At 64.3% G+C, this 15,296-nt stretch carries 14 protein-coding genes and 1 pseudogene; 4 read left to right on the plus strand and 11 right to left on the minus strand.

What is annotated here, in order from left to right:
* Positions 1-63: 63 nt before the first annotated feature.
* The 4 genes and pseudogenes from ADT71_RS13105 to ADT71_RS13120 form a co-directional block, all read right to left on the minus strand.
* A complete protein-coding gene (locus tag ADT71_RS13105; protein WP_054437470.1) occupies positions 64-681 on the minus strand; it encodes a type IV secretion system DNA-binding domain-containing protein in 618 nt (205 codons plus the stop codon).
* Positions 678-4,130: a MobF family relaxase gene (gene mobF, locus ADT71_RS13110; RefSeq protein WP_054437472.1), complete on the minus strand. Its 3,453-nt coding sequence runs from the start codon at positions 4,128-4,130 to the stop codon at positions 678-680. The genes ADT71_RS13105 and mobF overlap by 4 nt, the downstream gene beginning before the upstream one ends.
* 3 nt (positions 4,131-4,133) lie before the next feature.
* Positions 4,134-6,586 (minus strand): annotated as a pseudogene (locus ADT71_RS13115) (type IV secretion system DNA-binding domain-containing protein).
* Positions 6,576-6,842 carry a ribbon-helix-helix domain-containing protein gene (locus ADT71_RS13120; RefSeq protein WP_054437474.1) on the minus strand — a complete coding sequence of 89 codons (267 nt, stop codon included), beginning with the start codon at positions 6,840-6,842 and terminating at the stop codon, positions 6,576-6,578. The pseudogene ADT71_RS13115 and the gene ADT71_RS13120 overlap by 11 nt, the downstream one beginning before the upstream one ends.
* 567 nt (positions 6,843-7,409) lie before the next feature.
* Here ADT71_RS13120 and ADT71_RS13125 point away from each other — a divergent pair.
* A complete protein-coding gene (locus tag ADT71_RS13125) occupies positions 7,410-7,634 on the plus strand; it encodes a hypothetical protein (RefSeq protein WP_054437477.1) in 225 nt (74 codons plus the stop codon).
* A gap of 354 nt (positions 7,635-7,988) precedes the next feature.
* On the opposite strand, the gene ADT71_RS13130 is transcribed toward ADT71_RS13125, so the two are convergent.
* The 4 genes from ADT71_RS13130 to ADT71_RS13145 all read right to left on the minus strand — a co-directional run bounded on the left by ADT71_RS13130 (position 7,989) and on the right by ADT71_RS13145 (position 11,477).
* Positions 7,989-8,570 (minus strand): hypothetical protein, encoded by a 582-nt coding sequence (locus ADT71_RS13130; protein WP_054437479.1) that lies wholly within the window; start codon positions 8,568-8,570, stop codon positions 7,989-7,991.
* Between the two features lie 225 nt (positions 8,571-8,795).
* The gene (locus tag ADT71_RS13135; protein WP_054437481.1) at positions 8,796-9,092 is read right to left on the minus strand and encodes a hypothetical protein; all 297 of its coding nucleotides are present in this window, start codon (positions 9,090-9,092) and stop codon (positions 8,796-8,798) included.
* 677 nt (positions 9,093-9,769) lie between these two features.
* Positions 9,770-10,948 (minus strand): DUF2493 domain-containing protein, encoded by a 1,179-nt coding sequence (locus ADT71_RS13140; RefSeq protein ID WP_082370335.1) that lies wholly within the window; start codon positions 10,946-10,948, stop codon positions 9,770-9,772.
* A 76-nt stretch (positions 10,949-11,024) separates the two neighbouring features.
* Positions 11,025-11,477 (minus strand): DUF736 domain-containing protein, encoded by a 453-nt coding sequence (locus ADT71_RS13145; RefSeq protein WP_054437483.1) that lies wholly within the window; start codon positions 11,475-11,477, stop codon positions 11,025-11,027.
* 890 nt (positions 11,478-12,367) lie between these two features.
* Between ADT71_RS13145 and ADT71_RS13150 the strand changes: the two genes are divergently transcribed.
* Positions 12,368-12,670, plus strand: coding sequence for an integration host factor subunit alpha (locus ADT71_RS13150; RefSeq protein WP_255351641.1), 303 nt, complete (start codon positions 12,368-12,370; stop codon positions 12,668-12,670).
* Positions 12,671-12,849: 179 nt separating this feature from the next.
* On the plus strand, positions 12,850-13,344 hold the full coding sequence (locus tag ADT71_RS13155) for an aminoacyl-tRNA deacylase (protein ID WP_054437488.1): 495 nt from the start codon (positions 12,850-12,852) through the stop codon (positions 13,342-13,344).
* Between the two features lie 16 nt (positions 13,345-13,360).
* Here ADT71_RS13155 and ADT71_RS13160 read toward each other — a convergent pair whose 3' ends face one another.
* On the minus strand, positions 13,361-13,681 hold the full coding sequence (locus ADT71_RS13160) for a hypothetical protein (RefSeq protein ID WP_132469839.1): 321 nt from the start codon (positions 13,679-13,681) through the stop codon (positions 13,361-13,363).
* A 384-nt stretch (positions 13,682-14,065) separates the two neighbouring features.
* Between ADT71_RS13160 and ADT71_RS13165 the strand changes: the two genes are divergently transcribed.
* Positions 14,066-14,524, plus strand: coding sequence for a hypothetical protein (locus ADT71_RS13165; protein WP_054437491.1), 459 nt, complete (start codon positions 14,066-14,068; stop codon positions 14,522-14,524).
* A gap of 21 nt (positions 14,525-14,545) precedes the next feature.
* On the opposite strand, the gene ADT71_RS13170 is transcribed toward ADT71_RS13165, so the two are convergent.
* Positions 14,546-14,740 (minus strand): hypothetical protein, encoded by a 195-nt coding sequence (locus ADT71_RS13170; RefSeq protein WP_054437493.1) that lies wholly within the window; start codon positions 14,738-14,740, stop codon positions 14,546-14,548.
* 83 nt (positions 14,741-14,823) lie between these two features.
* On the minus strand, positions 14,824-15,081 hold the full coding sequence (locus ADT71_RS30340; protein WP_132469838.1) for a hypothetical protein: 258 nt from the start codon (positions 15,079-15,081) through the stop codon (positions 14,824-14,826).
* Positions 15,082-15,296: the final 215 nt, after the last annotated feature.

Below are 15,296 nucleotides of genomic sequence, written 5' to 3' on the forward strand. Positions count from 1 at the left end.
CGGCGCTGAGGCAATCGCCGGGGGGTCGCAGCGGCCTTCGGCATCACGGTATCCCCGCGCTGATCATGGCACGCACCGAGGGGCATGCTTCATCGATGGGGCATGGGCGGTGATGAACAGGATCGGGCCGGGATCGGCGTCGGCCCAGCGCTCAAGCGACACGCGCGGCATATCGGGATCGCGCTTCACGAAACGGCGTGCGACCCCGTTCAGCACGGCCTGCACCACCATGGCATGCTGATCGCGTATAGCCGGGGCGCCATGGTCTTCGAGGATGGTGCGGATCGCACCGACGTCGGCCTGGCGCGCCATGGCGGCTATGGTGGACAGGTCCCCGCCCGGTTCGCCCGATGCGGCCACCATGATCGCTGCAAGGACCGCCACCGCGTCGGATCGCGCCGGCTCGGGTACGAAGTCGCCGATCACATCGCGACTGAAGGCTGCGTGATGGTCGGGCAGGAAATTGTCGGCGAAGACGTCCCAGTTGCCGCGATCGGCATCGATGTGCTGGTCACGCTCGGGGTCGGCGTAGCGATGCGCAAGGCCGATGTCCTCGTCGACTACGACGAGGCGGATATGCCCCTCGCGCGCCTGCCTGATGAGGTATTCGAGGGTATCGAGATCCTCATCGTCATGAATGTCGCAGTTGAAGATATTGATGGGAAAATCGTCACGGTTCACAGGTCCAGTCCCAGGTTCTTTTCCGGGAGGCCCGGAATGAGGTCGGGATCGCGTCCGGGCATTGGCGGGATGCCGGTGAGGTCATCGACGGTCCTGTCGACCACGCCGAGACCGTCGCCTTCGAGGTGATCGAGCAGCGCCTGGCGCAGCGGATCGATATCCTCCTTCTCGCGCGGCGCGGAGAGGCTCTCGTCGGCGCCGGGATCGTAGATCGGCTCGCCATCGATCTCGATCGGCTCGTATTTTGCATAGTCGGTGTCGGAGACGCCCATCGGCGGCAGGTCGTTCAGATTCAGCGGATCGGGATCGGGCATGCGGGCCCGGTCGCCGTCGCTGCGCTGCGCATCACCGGCGCCATCGCTTTGCCTGCTACCCTCGGCCCCATCGCCGACGGGGAAGGCAGGCACATCGCTCCAGTCCACCTTGCCCTCGCTCATGGCGCCATTGCCCGCAGCCGGGCCATTGAGGCCGCCAGCTCCACCGCCGTTCCCACCCTCGAGGCTATCGAAGGCGGCCGTCAGCGCCGCGTCGGCCGCAGCCGCCTTCGCGCCGGGACCGTCGATATCGAGCCTGCCGATGCTCTCGAGCGAGGAAGTCTTGTCGCCGGGATTGCTGTCGAGCCGCCATTCCAGCTTTTGGCGATCATCGACGATCATGGTGAGACCGTCACGAACACGGGTGACGAGGACGTTGAAGAGGCGCTGGTTGGAGAGGTTGTGCTCGTAGGAGAGCATGACGCCGATGGCCTTGTCAGCGGTGACGCCCTGCGCCATGTGCATGTTGAGCGCATAGGCAAGGTCGAGGCGGCTGAGCATCGGATCGCCGCGCCCCAGCGTCACCTGCTCCTTGCTGGCCGTCTCGACGGTGACGTTGCCGCCCTCGATCGAGACGATTCTGGCGAGCGCGGAGTTATCGAGGCCGCGCTCCTTGTCGGTAGCCGTCCAGCGGATGGTGTCGCCCTCGTGGATCTTCACGGTCTGCAGCGCGGACAGCTCGAGCCGGTCGCGGCGGATGGCGGGATCGATACGCTGCGGATCGAAGCGGATGCTGCGCCCGCCGGGTCCGGTGACCTGGACCTTGCCGTTCTCAAACACGCGGGCCACCTGGTACTGGCCGCGCCCGAGCCCCACCTCGCGCACCTGTCCGGTGACCGTGAGCGTCTGCCCCATGGTGTAATGGTGGGCATAGCGCAGCTGCTCGCGCTCCTTGCTGATCTTGTCATGGACAGTGATGTAGAGCCCGTCGCCCTTCAGCGTGCCCTCGCGCAAAAGCCCTTCCTGGATCGCGGAATTGATCTCGGCGCGGGTTTCGCGGCCCGAGGCGAAGACCGCGGTGGCCGCGCGCTCCTGAGCGGAGAGGGCCAGCCATGTATCGGCCGCCTGCTGCGCGGGGCTTTCATGCTCGGTGACATTCTCGCCCAGCACTTTCAGCGCAGCGCCCGCCTTGCCGGTGTTGGCGAGGGCGGCGACGGTAAGAAGCTGCTTGTTCTCGGGATTGATGCGCACGTTCTGTTCCATGCGCGCCATGGTGATGCCGCCGGCCTGTACCATGGCGAAGGACTTGCCCGCATCGATCGAGGAGAGCTGTTGGCGGTCGCCGACGAAGGCGACGCGTCCGATGCCGAGCGCTTCTATGATGCGCATGAGTTTCAGCATATCCTCGCTGGAGACCATCGAGGTCTCGTCGACGACGACGATCGTGCCCGCCAGCTCGTCGCGGCGCGCCTGCGCCCCTGGACTGGCCGGATCGCTGAGATACTTTTCGTTCTGCCAGACGAACGAGGCGATCGTCTGCGCCGAGACGCCCGCTTTCTCCATGTCCTCGGCGGACATGTGCCTGGGCACCATGCCTTCGCGCATGTCGCCGACCATCTTGTTCTGGAAGGCGAGGCCGAGCACCTGCCTGCCTTCCTCGCGCGCGAGGGTGGCGACGGCCTGCAGCATGGTGGACTTGCCCGCACCGGCAACGCCCTGGACGGCGACGAAGCGATCTGTGCCCGAGACGATCATGGTGGCCGCGGCAAGCTGGCCCTGGTTCAGTTCACGCGGGGCGGCGGCCTCCTGCAGGCGGGTGGGGGCGCTGGCGGCATCGACGATCGCGATTGCCCTGCCATTTCCAGCCTCGACGCGATCGAGGATGGTCTGCTCGATCTTCAGCGCCTCGGGCGTGGTCACCGCCTCGACGAGACGGCCCTTGTGGCGGATCTCGCCAGCGACGAGATCACCTTTGGCGATCAGGCGATCGATGCGGGCCTCGACGTGATCGATGGTGACGCCCTTGAGCCCGAGATCGAGCGCGGTCTTGGCGACCTGGTGGACCTGGAAGGCGGCTTCGCGCTGGCCGAGGATGCGCACCGCTGAGGCGACGGCGAGCTGCGCGCGGGCATCGGCGGGTGACTGCGCGAAGCGCGCGATCCCGGCATCGACCAGCGGCTCGGGCGAGCGCAGGAGCCCGGAGACGAACTCGCGCGCGGTATTGACCACCTCCAGCATGGCCTTGTAGCCGCGCACGGCAAGGTTCTCAGGTTGCTCGCGCGACGCTCGTAGTGCCGCCTCCAGAATCTCCTTGCCGTTGAAGCCGAGGCTTTCAGCTTTCTCGATCCATTCCTTCACCAGCTCGTCGCGATCGTCGAGCTTGACCTTGGCGTCGCGGGTATTGACCGAAAGGCTGTCGCGCCCCTTGGGCGAGACGATGCCCAGCGCCTCGGACTTCATGAGGATCTCTTCGCGGCGCTGGCTGAAGGCGTCGATCACCGCCCTGGGGACGCCGACGATCTCGAAGGTGCCGTGCTTGCCGTCCAGCTGAACCTTGTAACCCAGCTTCTCCATCTCATCGCGCAAGTTGGCGTGGTAGATCGTGCCGATGACCGAGTTGCTCTGCCAGATGCGGTCGTTGTGGAGCGCCTGCCAGGTGCCGTCGGGGAGACGGGTCATGTTGGCGACGACGGCATGGACATGGGCCTGCGGATCGCGGGCGCGGCTCGTGTCGTGCTGGAACAGGGCGTAGACGAGATTGCCGGTCTGGACCGGCACCTTCTTGCCGTCGACGTCCTTGCGGGTCTCGGCGAGGTTCTTCTCGACCCAGGCCATGGTCTTCTGGACCGCCTTCAAGTGCGCGCCTTCGGGTCCGAGGATGCGCTTGTCGCCGGCGATATAGGCCATGAGCGAGACCGACTTGGGCGCGGAGAAGGTCATGTCGATGCCGGGGCGGCGGCCCTCGAACTGGCGCAGTTGCTCGCCGTTCGGGGTCTCGCCGTTCAGCACCTTCTCGAAGGCTTCGCGCGTCACTGTAGTGCCGGGAGCGAGGGGGCTGTCCTTCACCCCCTCGCCGGCCCACTGGCTGACCTCGCCGGCGTGCTCGGCGGTGTAGTATTCGCCGCTGACCAGATCGTCGGCGGTGAAGTATTTGGCGGCGCCCGAGGCCGAGCGCACGGCGGAGATCGAGTGCATCGATCAGTCCCCGATCCCGAAGTCGGCATCGCCGGGGCCATGGTGATGATGATCATGATCGATACCGTCGCCGGTGCCGAAGCCGTCGCGCGCCTCACGCACACCAAGATCCTCCTCGGAAGGATGGGGCTGAGAGCGCGATGCTTCCTCCTCGCCTTCGCGCAGCGAGGAACGGGAGGCCACGGCATTGTCGTCGCGACCCGACATGCGATCCGCGGCACGGGCAAGCCCGTTCTCGGGTGTGTCAAGGCCGGTCTCTCCGGTCCTGCCGTCTGCACCGTCCTGTGACCTGTCAGCGCCGTCACGGGCACCGCCGGGGTCCATGCGCTCGAGGGCTTCGCGCGTGTTCGGATCGCGTCCTTCCTGTTCCTCACGCTCCTGCTCGGAAGGCTGCGAGAGGATATTGGCCGCGAGCGCGATGGGCACATCGCGCGCGGCCAGTTCCTCATCACTGAGCGCAGGGCTTTCACCGCGCCCACCGTCATCGCCGCCCTTGGGCTTACCCCCTCTTCCGCGTCCCTGTCCGCCCGGATCGTCGGGGCCGCGCTTCGGGCGCGGCACGAAGCCTTCGGCGACCTTGGGATAGCGCTTCCATTCGAGCTGCACGCGCGCTGCGGGAAAGCCGTCGGGGAACTTCACGAAGCCGTGCATCGAGGGCAGGTTCATGATGTCGTCGGGGATGACGAGCGGCTCGACCTGCTTGCGCGGCGTCAGGGTCGAGGCGTCGCGGGTGGAGTTGTACCCGTAGGAGTAGCCCTCATCCATCTGGCGGATCTCGCGATTGCCGATGTAGCGGGCGCACTGCTCGGCGGTGTCGAGATCGGCGGCGGCCAGCATCAGCTTGGTACGCGCAAGCGAGGAGAGATTGCGGGCGTTCTCCTCCCCGTAGACCTGCACCAGCTTGTCGAAGGAGTGGAGCCCCAGGATCATCGCGCCGCCGAAGTTGCGCGCGGTCTGCAGGCCGTTCTCGATGGCGGGGAGGCGATGGAGCGCGCCCAGTTCGTCGAACATGAACCAGGTGCGCAGGGACCGGGTGTGCTTCATGGTCATGAGCGAGTGGATGGCAAGGTTCGACCACAGCGTGAGCAGGGCCTTGTTCATCTCGAGGTCGGTGTAGTTGGAGGTGATGAACAGGATGCCGCCGGGCTTCTTGTCGGCGGTGATCCATGATCGGATCGAGAACTGATCGCCCTCGTCAGGAAGGAAGCGCAGGACCTGCGCATTGGTGTTGAAGACGGCGCGGATGGATTCGGCCATGCGCGCGCTTCAGGCGCGGTGAGCGGGTCGGCGATGGTCTTCTGGAGGTGCTTGTGGACCTGTTTGAGGTCGGCGGTCATGAGGTTTTCCGCGAGCGCGCGGTTGGAGGTCTGGCCCTTCTCGATGAGCTTGATGCACATCTCGATGAACAGGGTGCGCGCGGCCATCGCCCAGAACGGTTCGGCCGAGCCGCCATCGGACGGGATCAGCGCCGATGCGGCGGCGGTGAACTCGGAATAGCTCTCGCAGTCGTTGAAGACCGACCATGCCGGACAGCGCGCGTCCATGGGGTTGAGGATGGTGTCGCGCGAGGGGTCGTAGAAGGCTTCGACATAGGCGCCGGTGAGATCGAAGACGACGGCATTGTCCTGCCGCTGGCGCATCTGCGCGATGTGCCTGCGCAGCACCGTGGTCTTGCCGGTGCCGGTGGTGCCCAGCAGCATGGTGTGGGACTGCTCGAGGCGGTGCGGATAGGGGATGCCGGCAATGTCGTAAGGGTGGTGGATACCGGCGGCCTTGCGGGCCTCGAAAGGCATGTCCAGCACCTCTCTCGGGGTGTTGTCCGGGAAGAGGTCGCGGGCCTCGGCGATGAACTTCTCGCGGTTGTGCTGGTTGATCGCATCGAGGAGCACCTCACGGTCCACGAGCATGGCGCCGCGCTCGTGGCGTTCCTCCATGATCGACTTGCCGCGCCGCTTCGAGAAATCGACGTACCAGATCGAGGCGGGGACGGTGATGAAGGAGGCGATCAGGATCGATCCCATCAGCCCGCGCAGCGCCTTGCTCCAGGCGAGCGCGACCTCGGGAACGTAGGGCACGTAACCCATGTAGGTGTGGCGCACCGAGTTGTCCGGGAGGACCAGGTTGGCCTGCTTCATCGGATTCAATGCGCACCAGTCCCACAGCCAGGAGAGCACGCGCATGCAGATGAGCTGGAAGTTGTTCTCGTCCAGCGTGAAGGACATGATGATGAAGTAGGCCAGTCCGAACAGGCCCAGCCACATGAGGGCGGGCATCTTCGCGCCCTGCAGCCACATCAGGACCTGGGTGTTGACCAGCTGCGAGCCGCGCACGAAGTTGCCGTTGTTGCGGGGTGTTTTGCCACGCCGGGAATCGTGTTTGAGGGGCTGGGGCGAGCCGTCGCTGCGGATGTCTTCGCGGTCCTTGCCGCCGCGCTTGCGCGGAGCATTACGCGCCATGATAGCGCTCCATGCGGCGGGTTGTCTCGTCGATGACGAGTTGGCGCTGATCGTAGTGATCTTCGCGCAGGATCGTGTCGATCGCGGCTTGCGTATATTCCATCAGCCGGGCCTGCCGAAGCTGGCTTGCCGTGAGAATTTTGTCCTGGTCGAGATAGTCGCTGATCGCGCGACGTATCAGCTCGGAAACCGGGCGCCCCTGATCCTTGGCTATCTTTTCAAGGCGAGCATATTGCCGACGATCCAGACGGATCATTCTTTGAAGTGATGATGTCAAACCAACCTCCTAGCAGGGAGGATGGTGGGCTTACGCAAAGCGAGATGTTTGTACCGCTAATCATCCGGGATAGCAACAGGGTCTTCAAAGCCACGAAATTGCAATGAGTATCGATGAGTACCACCTAAGATACTGGAATAAACATAGTATAAATCACGGTACTCGCTGGTACTCAAGCTGGTACTCGCTGGTACTTCATAGTTTTTATATTTTATGCCATTGATATAAAGGAATTTAATCCCGCACATCCGTGCGTAGGGTGTGCCTCCTGAGCTATCGTATCGTCCGTGTGCATTGGGGGTAATCGGGGCCTCGGTATCGTCCTGATTAGCATCCGGTTTTCGGGTGGCAAAGGTCGCCGTGAGGCGGAATGAGGGGCCGGGTGACGGCGCTTCGCGCAGGCAAATTGGCATGTGCGGTCATGAAGAAACGGTGTCCATTTTGGGCGCGCCCGTAGGGGAGTACGGCGCATCTTTTCCTTGGGGGTGATGGGGGTTATTGTGGGTGTGTTCAGAGCCGATCAGCCGAACCGGAAAGGTAAGGAACATGGCGAAGTCACTGGACGCACAAATGGCCGCGATCGAGGCCGAGGAACGCAGGCTTGCCGAGCGCCGTAAGGCGCATGAGGCAAGGGTGCGCGAGGCGGCGATCGGGAGGATCGAGAAGGCGGGACTTTTGAAGATCCCGCTGGACAGGCTGGAGCGGCTCATGGGTGCGGTGAAGACGCTGGGTATGGACGAGGTCGAGAAGCGTTTGGACACAGGGGGCTGAGCGCTTGGACAGGACCGACAAGACGATGGCCGTGCGGGGAAGAGGAGCCCCGCACGGCCATTTTCACGTGCACCACATGCGCCGCACCTGTTCCGGCGATGCGTAGTTCTGGGCGATAGCCCAGGACGAGCGAGCCGGGTCCGGTCGCGCCCTTGCCGACACGGTGAACGGGGTTCGCGGCGGACCTTGCGCGGCGGGGTCCGGCAGGTGGTCGCGGCGTCAGCCTGCGCGAGGGTATGAAGCAAAAAAAGGGAAGCGCGTAGCCGTCAGGCTACGGGCTTCCCTTGTCAGTTTTTACATTCGGGTGCGTCCGGTAAGGGACGCGCGGGAGTGTTCAGGAGTGGCCGTAAAAGGTCAAGTCGATGCCATGGAAAGCTGGCCGGAAACGGTATCGGTCTCGACCATGCGCTCGAGGTCATGGACGTACCGGCCGAGGCCTTTGGGATCGCCCTCGAGGCGCCCCCGGATGACCGGATCGGTCAGGCGCCGGCGCATGTCGGTGAGGGAGATCGCGCCGTAGCTGTCGGGACTGAGGCCGAGCGTCTTGAGCAGGGCATAGGCCCCGGCGTTGGGCATGGTGACTTCGGGTGCGAAGTCGTGGCTGGTGGAGATTTCCATGATGACGCGCCCATGAGCGGAAGCGCGGGTGATGCGCAGGCGGCGGCGGCGGAACTGGGCTTCGTCGAGCAGGGCGATGGCGGGGGGCCAGTCGTAGAAAATGCGGCTGAGCTGGGCGAGCGCGACCGGGCAGACGCGGGCCTCGAAAGCGTAGCTGGCAGAGTCCAGCGAACCATGGATCGGATAGACCATGTCCTCGCCAAGGCGCAGGGCCTTTTCGGTGAGGAGGTGGCACAGGGCGACGGCGCGAAGATGGGTGATGAACTGGGGCGCGACGGGGGTGCGGGTTTCGTCCTTGACGCGAAAGGTGATGGTCATCGCTTCACTTCCTCTATCGGTGGAACCGATCCTTTTCCACCCTCTCATCTCCGGCCCGATCTGGCCCGATCCGGCGACGGATCGGGGGCGGCCATGGCCGCGCCGGGAACGTCCGGATGCCATCGCAGGGCCGCCGCGTCCGGGGTTCGATGCCCCGGACGCGGCCGCATGGGCGCGACGTACGAAACAGGAGGCTCCGGCATGGACCGGAGCTCCCGCGCGGCCTCATTCGTGATGGCCGCAGTGGCAATATGCGCTGTTGATACCGGAGCGCCAGCAGACGCCGGGATTGTATTCGGGTTCCTCTTCGGGGGTGCGGTAGCCGAGGTCGCTGGCGATCCCGATCGCGGCGCGGCGCTGGTCGGGGTCGAGCGTGCTGAAGTAGCCGCCGCATGCCTCGCTGAAGCGGCACGCCCAGATCTCGTAGTCGGCGCGCCGACGTTGATGCTGTCGGCGATGGCTTCGAGGTCGCTGCGCAGTGAAGTGATGATGGCGGTCATAGTTATGTCTCCTTGTCGTCATGACAGTTCCTGTCGGTCCTGCGCCGTGCAGCCGGGTCAGGGACGCGGGGCTTGGCCGGCGCGCGAAGCGGGGAGTGGGGGAACCGATTTTGTCGTGGTTGGAGCGCAGCGGAGCGGAGCGCAGGCCGCGTCAAAATTGGGGGGACCGCTCATCCTTGACGCGGCTGTGCGGCGCAGGACATTCTGGGAGGACCGTGTGTGTTTTCCCCTCTCGCCGGGAGACTGCCGACGTGCGTAGCGCACGTCGCAAGGCGGCGGCCTTGTGCGGGACGCGAGCGAGGCGAGAGGGCGGCCCCGCGCCCGGTGACTGCGGGGTGCAACTTCTGCCCATGATCGCGGCAGCAGCGGCGAGCGGGTTCGATGCCCGCGAGGGGCTCTTCCGGCCTCGATTTTGGCGCGGCCGGATGATGCCTGGCGGGCGTGATCATATTGCCTGCGGCAGCGCCTTACCGGAGGGGGAAGGCGGGCGCGATTGTCGGTTCCGGCGCGCCCCGGCGGGGGCGATGTCGGGACCGGCAATCGCGCCCCGCCTGGCGTGGGGGGAACCGTAGGGTTTCCCCCACATACGCGGCGCAAACGACAAAGGGCCAGCGCCGGGGTTGGTCCCGTCGCTGGCCGCATCGTCCCTGCCAAGGAAAGGGTGGGGCGGCGCTGGTCCGCCCCTGTCTGGTTAGGGTATCATCCCCACGCCTGCCGCTTGGTATCGGCGGCGATAGGGGCTTGCCCGCTGATCGGGAAAGCGTGGGTGGGGACGTTCTTGCGCTTCAGTTCCTCAAGCAAGTTAAGCTGAATGCCGGTGCCTTGGCAGACGATGGCTTCAACCGGATTGAGGTTCAAAAGCTGTTCGTTGCGGCGGAAACCTGCGGACTTTCCGTAGCGGTTGGAGTTGGGCACGAATGCGACAAGGGGAACGCCGTTGTTCGCGGCCCATGCGGCGGCGATGGCGTCGCATCCCTTGCGCTGGCCGGTGGTGCAAAGGGTCATGCTGGGAATGCGGGCCTTGATCTGGTCGAGGCGGGCGTAAAGCTGTTGGAAATCGTGCCATTCCTGACCGCCGGAAAAGACGACGATAGGCCCGGTGGGATTGCGCTTCTCGCGAAGGGCGGTTGCCCGCGCCTTGAGGAAATCGGCCGATGCGATCTGGCTGGCGGTGGTGACGCTGGACACCTTGGAACCGCGCGCGGCGCTCCATGGCCTGCCGGTCTGCGAACGGTAGCAGTCGGCGGCATAGTCGCGCATGCATTCGATAGCGCTGCGCTGTTCCAGCTTGGTCTGCGCACGAAGCTGCAAGTCTTCCAGTTCGGTGGCGTAGATTTCGGACGGATCGGGGCGGCGGGCCATGTCCTGTAGTTCGCCGGAAAGCCGGTCTTCCTCGTTCGCCAGCTTCTGCGCTTCGTAGTGGAAGGAATTGACGATGCCCCATGCGATGGCCTGTGCGCTCGGCTCAAGGCGGGTATCGCGGAACAGGTCAAAGATGGTCGTAACGATGGCGTGACATTCGGCCTGCGCCTCTGCGGGTTCGGGCATGTCGAGTTCCTGCGGCGCGTCCCCGATTTCGAGGATGGAAAGCGCGCCTACGTCCCCGAATGCCTCGTGGAAGCTGTCGCAAACGGTGTCTTCGCGCATCATGTCGGCGATCTCGTTTTCGCGGTCGCGCTCCTCCATTTCCTTGCGCTGGGCAAGATCGGCCTTGCGCTCCTCGCGCATCCATGTCGGGCGCGGGTCGCTACCTTCGCCGTTGGCGTCGGCAATCGCCTTGTCGAGGTATTGCTTACGCAGGTCGGCGGGGTTGGTCCCCATGGCTTTTGCAAGGTCGGCAAAGCTGGTATAGCGCCGGTCATTCGTTTCCTTGGTCATCGTAACTCATCCTTTGGCAGGGGATAGCGATAGGGTCGGGAGAGGGGGCTAACCTCTCCCTTCCCGCTCGGGGGGCTTAGAAGGCGGGCACGAAGTCCTCGCCCTGATCGGCAAGCTGGCCGTCTTCGGTGGCGTTGCCTTCGCCGAATGCCTCGTCTGCCTTGGTGCGGCGCTGGCGGGTCTGGCGGGTGCCGTCCATGTTCTCGCGGCGGGCCTGCGGGCGGTTCCAGACCATCCGATAGCCGTCTTCGTCGTCGCCAAAGAGCATGACGGGCAGGGGTTCATTGAGGCTGGGGTCTTCCATGCGGCCATTGTAGAAAACTTCGCCGGTGGAATTGCTGGTCATCTCCCAAAGGGCACCGATCTGCACCCACTTGCGCGCGACGTTGAGGGCCATGATCTCGAACGCGGGGGCCTTTTCGTTGGCGCTCTCGACGGGGCGAAGACCAAGGCGGGGAAGGTCGACAGTCAGGGTTGCGACCGAACCGAGAAGCTGACCATTGACGAGCTTGAAGGAACCGATGTTCATGAGCATTACTCCTAGTTGCGGGGGCCTGTCCCCCTTGTCTTTGGTCCGGGGCCTTTCCCCTTCGCTTCCGACATCTTTCTTATACTCCCTCCCCCTAAAGCATTGAAGTTCATAGAGTTCTTGACAGATATTTACCGTGCATGGTGAACCTGAGCCGTTCTATTAGGCGCGGTAGCGCCTTTACCAAGGAACGTCGCCCGTCAGGGCCGTCATTACTGACCAACAGAGCGCACGGGGTGGGTTTGTCATTCACCGCACACGGAGCCACCTTCGCCTGTGTTCCAAGTGGCACGCCGGGGATCGCTCGATCAAAAGACGTCGCGCTGCGGCCTGGCGGAGCTTGCCGATCCGCGCTGGCTGTCTGCGATAGCGGACAAAAGCCAGCCAGCGCGGATTGGCTAGCGCAGCCTGGTCGGAGGCAGCTTTTGATCGAGCAACCCGGTGTGCGACGCCGGGACACTGGCGGGGGTGGCGCAGAGTGTGGTGAATGACCTGGCGCGAGGTTGGTGCCGGGGATCGGCGTCCTCGCCGGTCCCCGGCATGGACGAAGGCGTCGGCCGGTAGGCCGTCATCATCGCGGTGCGTCGTGGCGCGGGGCGCGGGACATGGCCTGTGGTAGGGTGCATGCGCGACGCCTGGGCAAGGGATCGAAGCCCGTCAGGGTGGAGACCCGTAGGGGCTTCATGAGCCGGAGGCGAGCAGAGCCCGGTCGCGCCCAGAGGGCGGGATGCCCCCTGCTGCCTTGGGGAGAGCCGGATGAGCCGCGATGGGCGATATCGCAAATCCGTCAAGCAAACCGGGCTCTGTCAACCGTACGTGTGCAAGCGGCCAATACGTTGATTCGACACTGGATTGCGGTAGTGTGCAATTGCAGCATGTGGAGGCGCACCTTGAGCGAGGATTCACCCGGCAGTTTGACGCGGGCCGACATAGCAGAGGCGGTTCATCGCAATGTTAAGATGTCGCGAGCGGAATCGCTGCTGTTTGTCGAAAGCATCATGGAGCACATTGCGCGAGCACTGGAACGCGGCGAGAATGTGAAGATCACCCATTTCGGGACGTTTGTTCTCAACGACAAAGGCGAGCGGGTCGGCCGCAATCCCAAGACGCTCGAAGAGGTAACGGTATCGGCGCGCCGCGTCGTTACCTTCCGAGCGAGCGGCGAGTTGAAGGACCGCGTGGCGGGCCTGTAGCTAGTGCGCCGCGGCGATCTGGTGACAAGTGTCCATAAGGGTAGCGCGCGCCGCGCGCGTGCCTTATGGGGCCGTTTGCGGCCCTGTCCATGCCCCCCGCGATGGGGCCGAAGCTCCCGGCGATCTCAGTCCCCAAAACTTCAATTGCCGGGAGCGCTCCGGGGGTTGATGGAGCGGGGATGAGCAAGTCCCAGACGCGCACGCCAGCGGCTACACCGGCGACCCGTTTCCTAAGCGAGGCGGGCATTTCCTACCGCGTAGCGGAATATGTCTTCATAGCGGGGACAGGCGATCTGGCGGGCGATGCGGCGAAGGCGATCGGCTTGCCGCCCGAACGGGTATTCAAGACACTGATGATCGAGGTGGACGGCGATCCCATGTGCGTGGTGGTGCCTGCCGACCGGCAGGTCTCCATGAAACAGGCCGCGAAGGCGGCGCGCGGCAAGTCTGCGGCGATGATGGACCCGCTGCGTGCGGCGCAGGTGACGGCGTATGTGAAGGGCGGGATCAGCCCGTTCGGGCAGCGTCGGCGCAGTCCGGTCTACCTGGACCGTTCGGCGCTGGGCTTCGACGAGATTGCGGTGAACGGCGGCAAGCGCGGGCTGCTGGTGCTGGTATCGCCGGAGGCGATGGCCGCGCTCGATGGTATCGCGGTTGCGGACCTGTGCTCGTGAGCACAGGTCGCCAGGCTCACTGGATGCCCCGCTTGCGCTCCCAGGGCTGGATCAGGAGCAGAGTGAAGCAGACCGGCACGAGGACGATCATGGCGATGTTGAACCAGCTCGAAGCGGGCAGGTCGGCCTGCGCGAGGCGCCAGGCGCCGAAGGCGAGCAGGAACGGCGCGCTGATCCACGGCCAGTTGAGGAGGAGGAAGCGGCACAGCCGCTGGCTCTTCGATAGCGGCCGTGCATCGGGATGAGGGAGCTTGAAGGCGCCCGCCATATCCGTGATGACGACGATCAGTACGGCAGGAACGATGGTGCACAGGAAGGCGAGCATGAAGGGTGTCACGAGGCACGTCCTTTATGGCAGGGGATCACGCGCAGAAAAGCGGATCGAGCGGGGCGGCGCAAGCGCTTCGCGGCCGGGATTACGGGCGGGGCCAAGGCCGGGTTACCGCGACACCTTTAAGTGCAACAGGGGGTCGGCTGGGGTCGAGTGTCGGGCCGGCAGGGAACAAGACTGCACTCATTCGCCGGGAGGCAGGTTGCCCGGTCAAATCCTAACGAGAGGTTAACGCGGTGCTGCACTGCGGCAAATGCGGCGATGCGGTGGTCGAGCGGCGATAGCGGGAACGATCCGATCGATACGCACCGCGAATAGATAGGTCTCGTACTAGATTTGTTCTCCGACATCGGTAGTCTCTCGCTTGGACTAACCGAAGGAGGACTTCTCATGAAAATGCGCGATGTATTGAAGAACTACGATTACGATCTGCCGCTGATGGACGTGCTCAATGATCCCGAGAAGTCGCAGACGATGCGCATGGTCGCGGCGGCGCTGATGGGTCAGGACCTGAACACGGCCTATTATGCGACGGTCGAGGTGCTGGAAGCCTACGAGCGGCTTCAGGCCGATTACGAGACCAAGGTGCATCCGGGCGAAGGCTTCGCGATGATGGAAGCGATCCTTCAGGATCGCAATCCACTCCAGATGCGGCTGTGGCACATGCTCGACGGTGCCTCGTTCGAGGTGGCGATCCTGGTGCTGAGCGAGGCGAAGCAGTTCGCCTACGACCGCGCGCGCATGTGCCGGGTGCTGATGAATGAAGGCCTCAGCGGCAAATACTGGACTTACGCATCGGGACTGGAAGGCCCGAATGCGCACGATCTGATGAGCAAGCTGGGGGTCTGAACCGTATTTGTCGCCAAAGGCTCAGGCGACCAGGGCGAGGATGGTTTCCGTGTTGTCGGGGATATCCCGCGAAACACGGAAAGGTTGAATGGGATTCCCGGTGCGCACGACGAACTGGTCGGCGCCGGTGGTTTCGCGAAGCTGGCAGGCGACGGCGTAGGCGTTGGAGAAATTCGACAGGCGCTGGCGTCGCGGCGAGAGCGGTATGGCAGTCATGAGTTGTCCCTTTTGGGTGATGTCCTTCGGGTGAAGTCCTTTTGGTGAAGTCCGGTGCGAGAGGCGCACGAACGATCCGGCCCTCATGTCCCTTCAAAGGGATGTGGGGGCCGGTTTCGTATGGGCCGTTCATCTTCGGTAGAGATATTCTCGTCCACCTGTAGGTAGGTAGCGAGGCCAAGCCACGATCCGTTACCGCCACGAAACTGGCGAACTACGTCGCCGCGATCCCAGTGGCCGCTGAAGATTCCGCGGCGGTTGATGCCGCCCACGGGCCGCGTGCGCGCGGCCAGAAGACGGGCGCGGCGGATGTCGCGATCGAGGTGCCGCAGTGGTTCCATGATAGTGATCCTTTCTGCAGGAGCGATCGCGCAGCGATCGGTCAGATTTCCATAAAGAGACGCGCAGAGGGCGGCGATCTGCGGGTCGCGGGCCCGCTATCGCCACCGAGGGTTATACCGGGCAGAACCTTGTTAGCATGCGAGGCTTCCTGGAATCGACGGGGGTCGTATCCGCTGCTACGGATGCGGCCCCGTTATCGTTTGCACTGGCGATT

The organism is Novosphingobium sp. ST904 (assembly GCF_001298105.1).
Taxonomy (GTDB): domain Bacteria; phylum Pseudomonadota; class Alphaproteobacteria; order Sphingomonadales; family Sphingomonadaceae; genus Novosphingobium.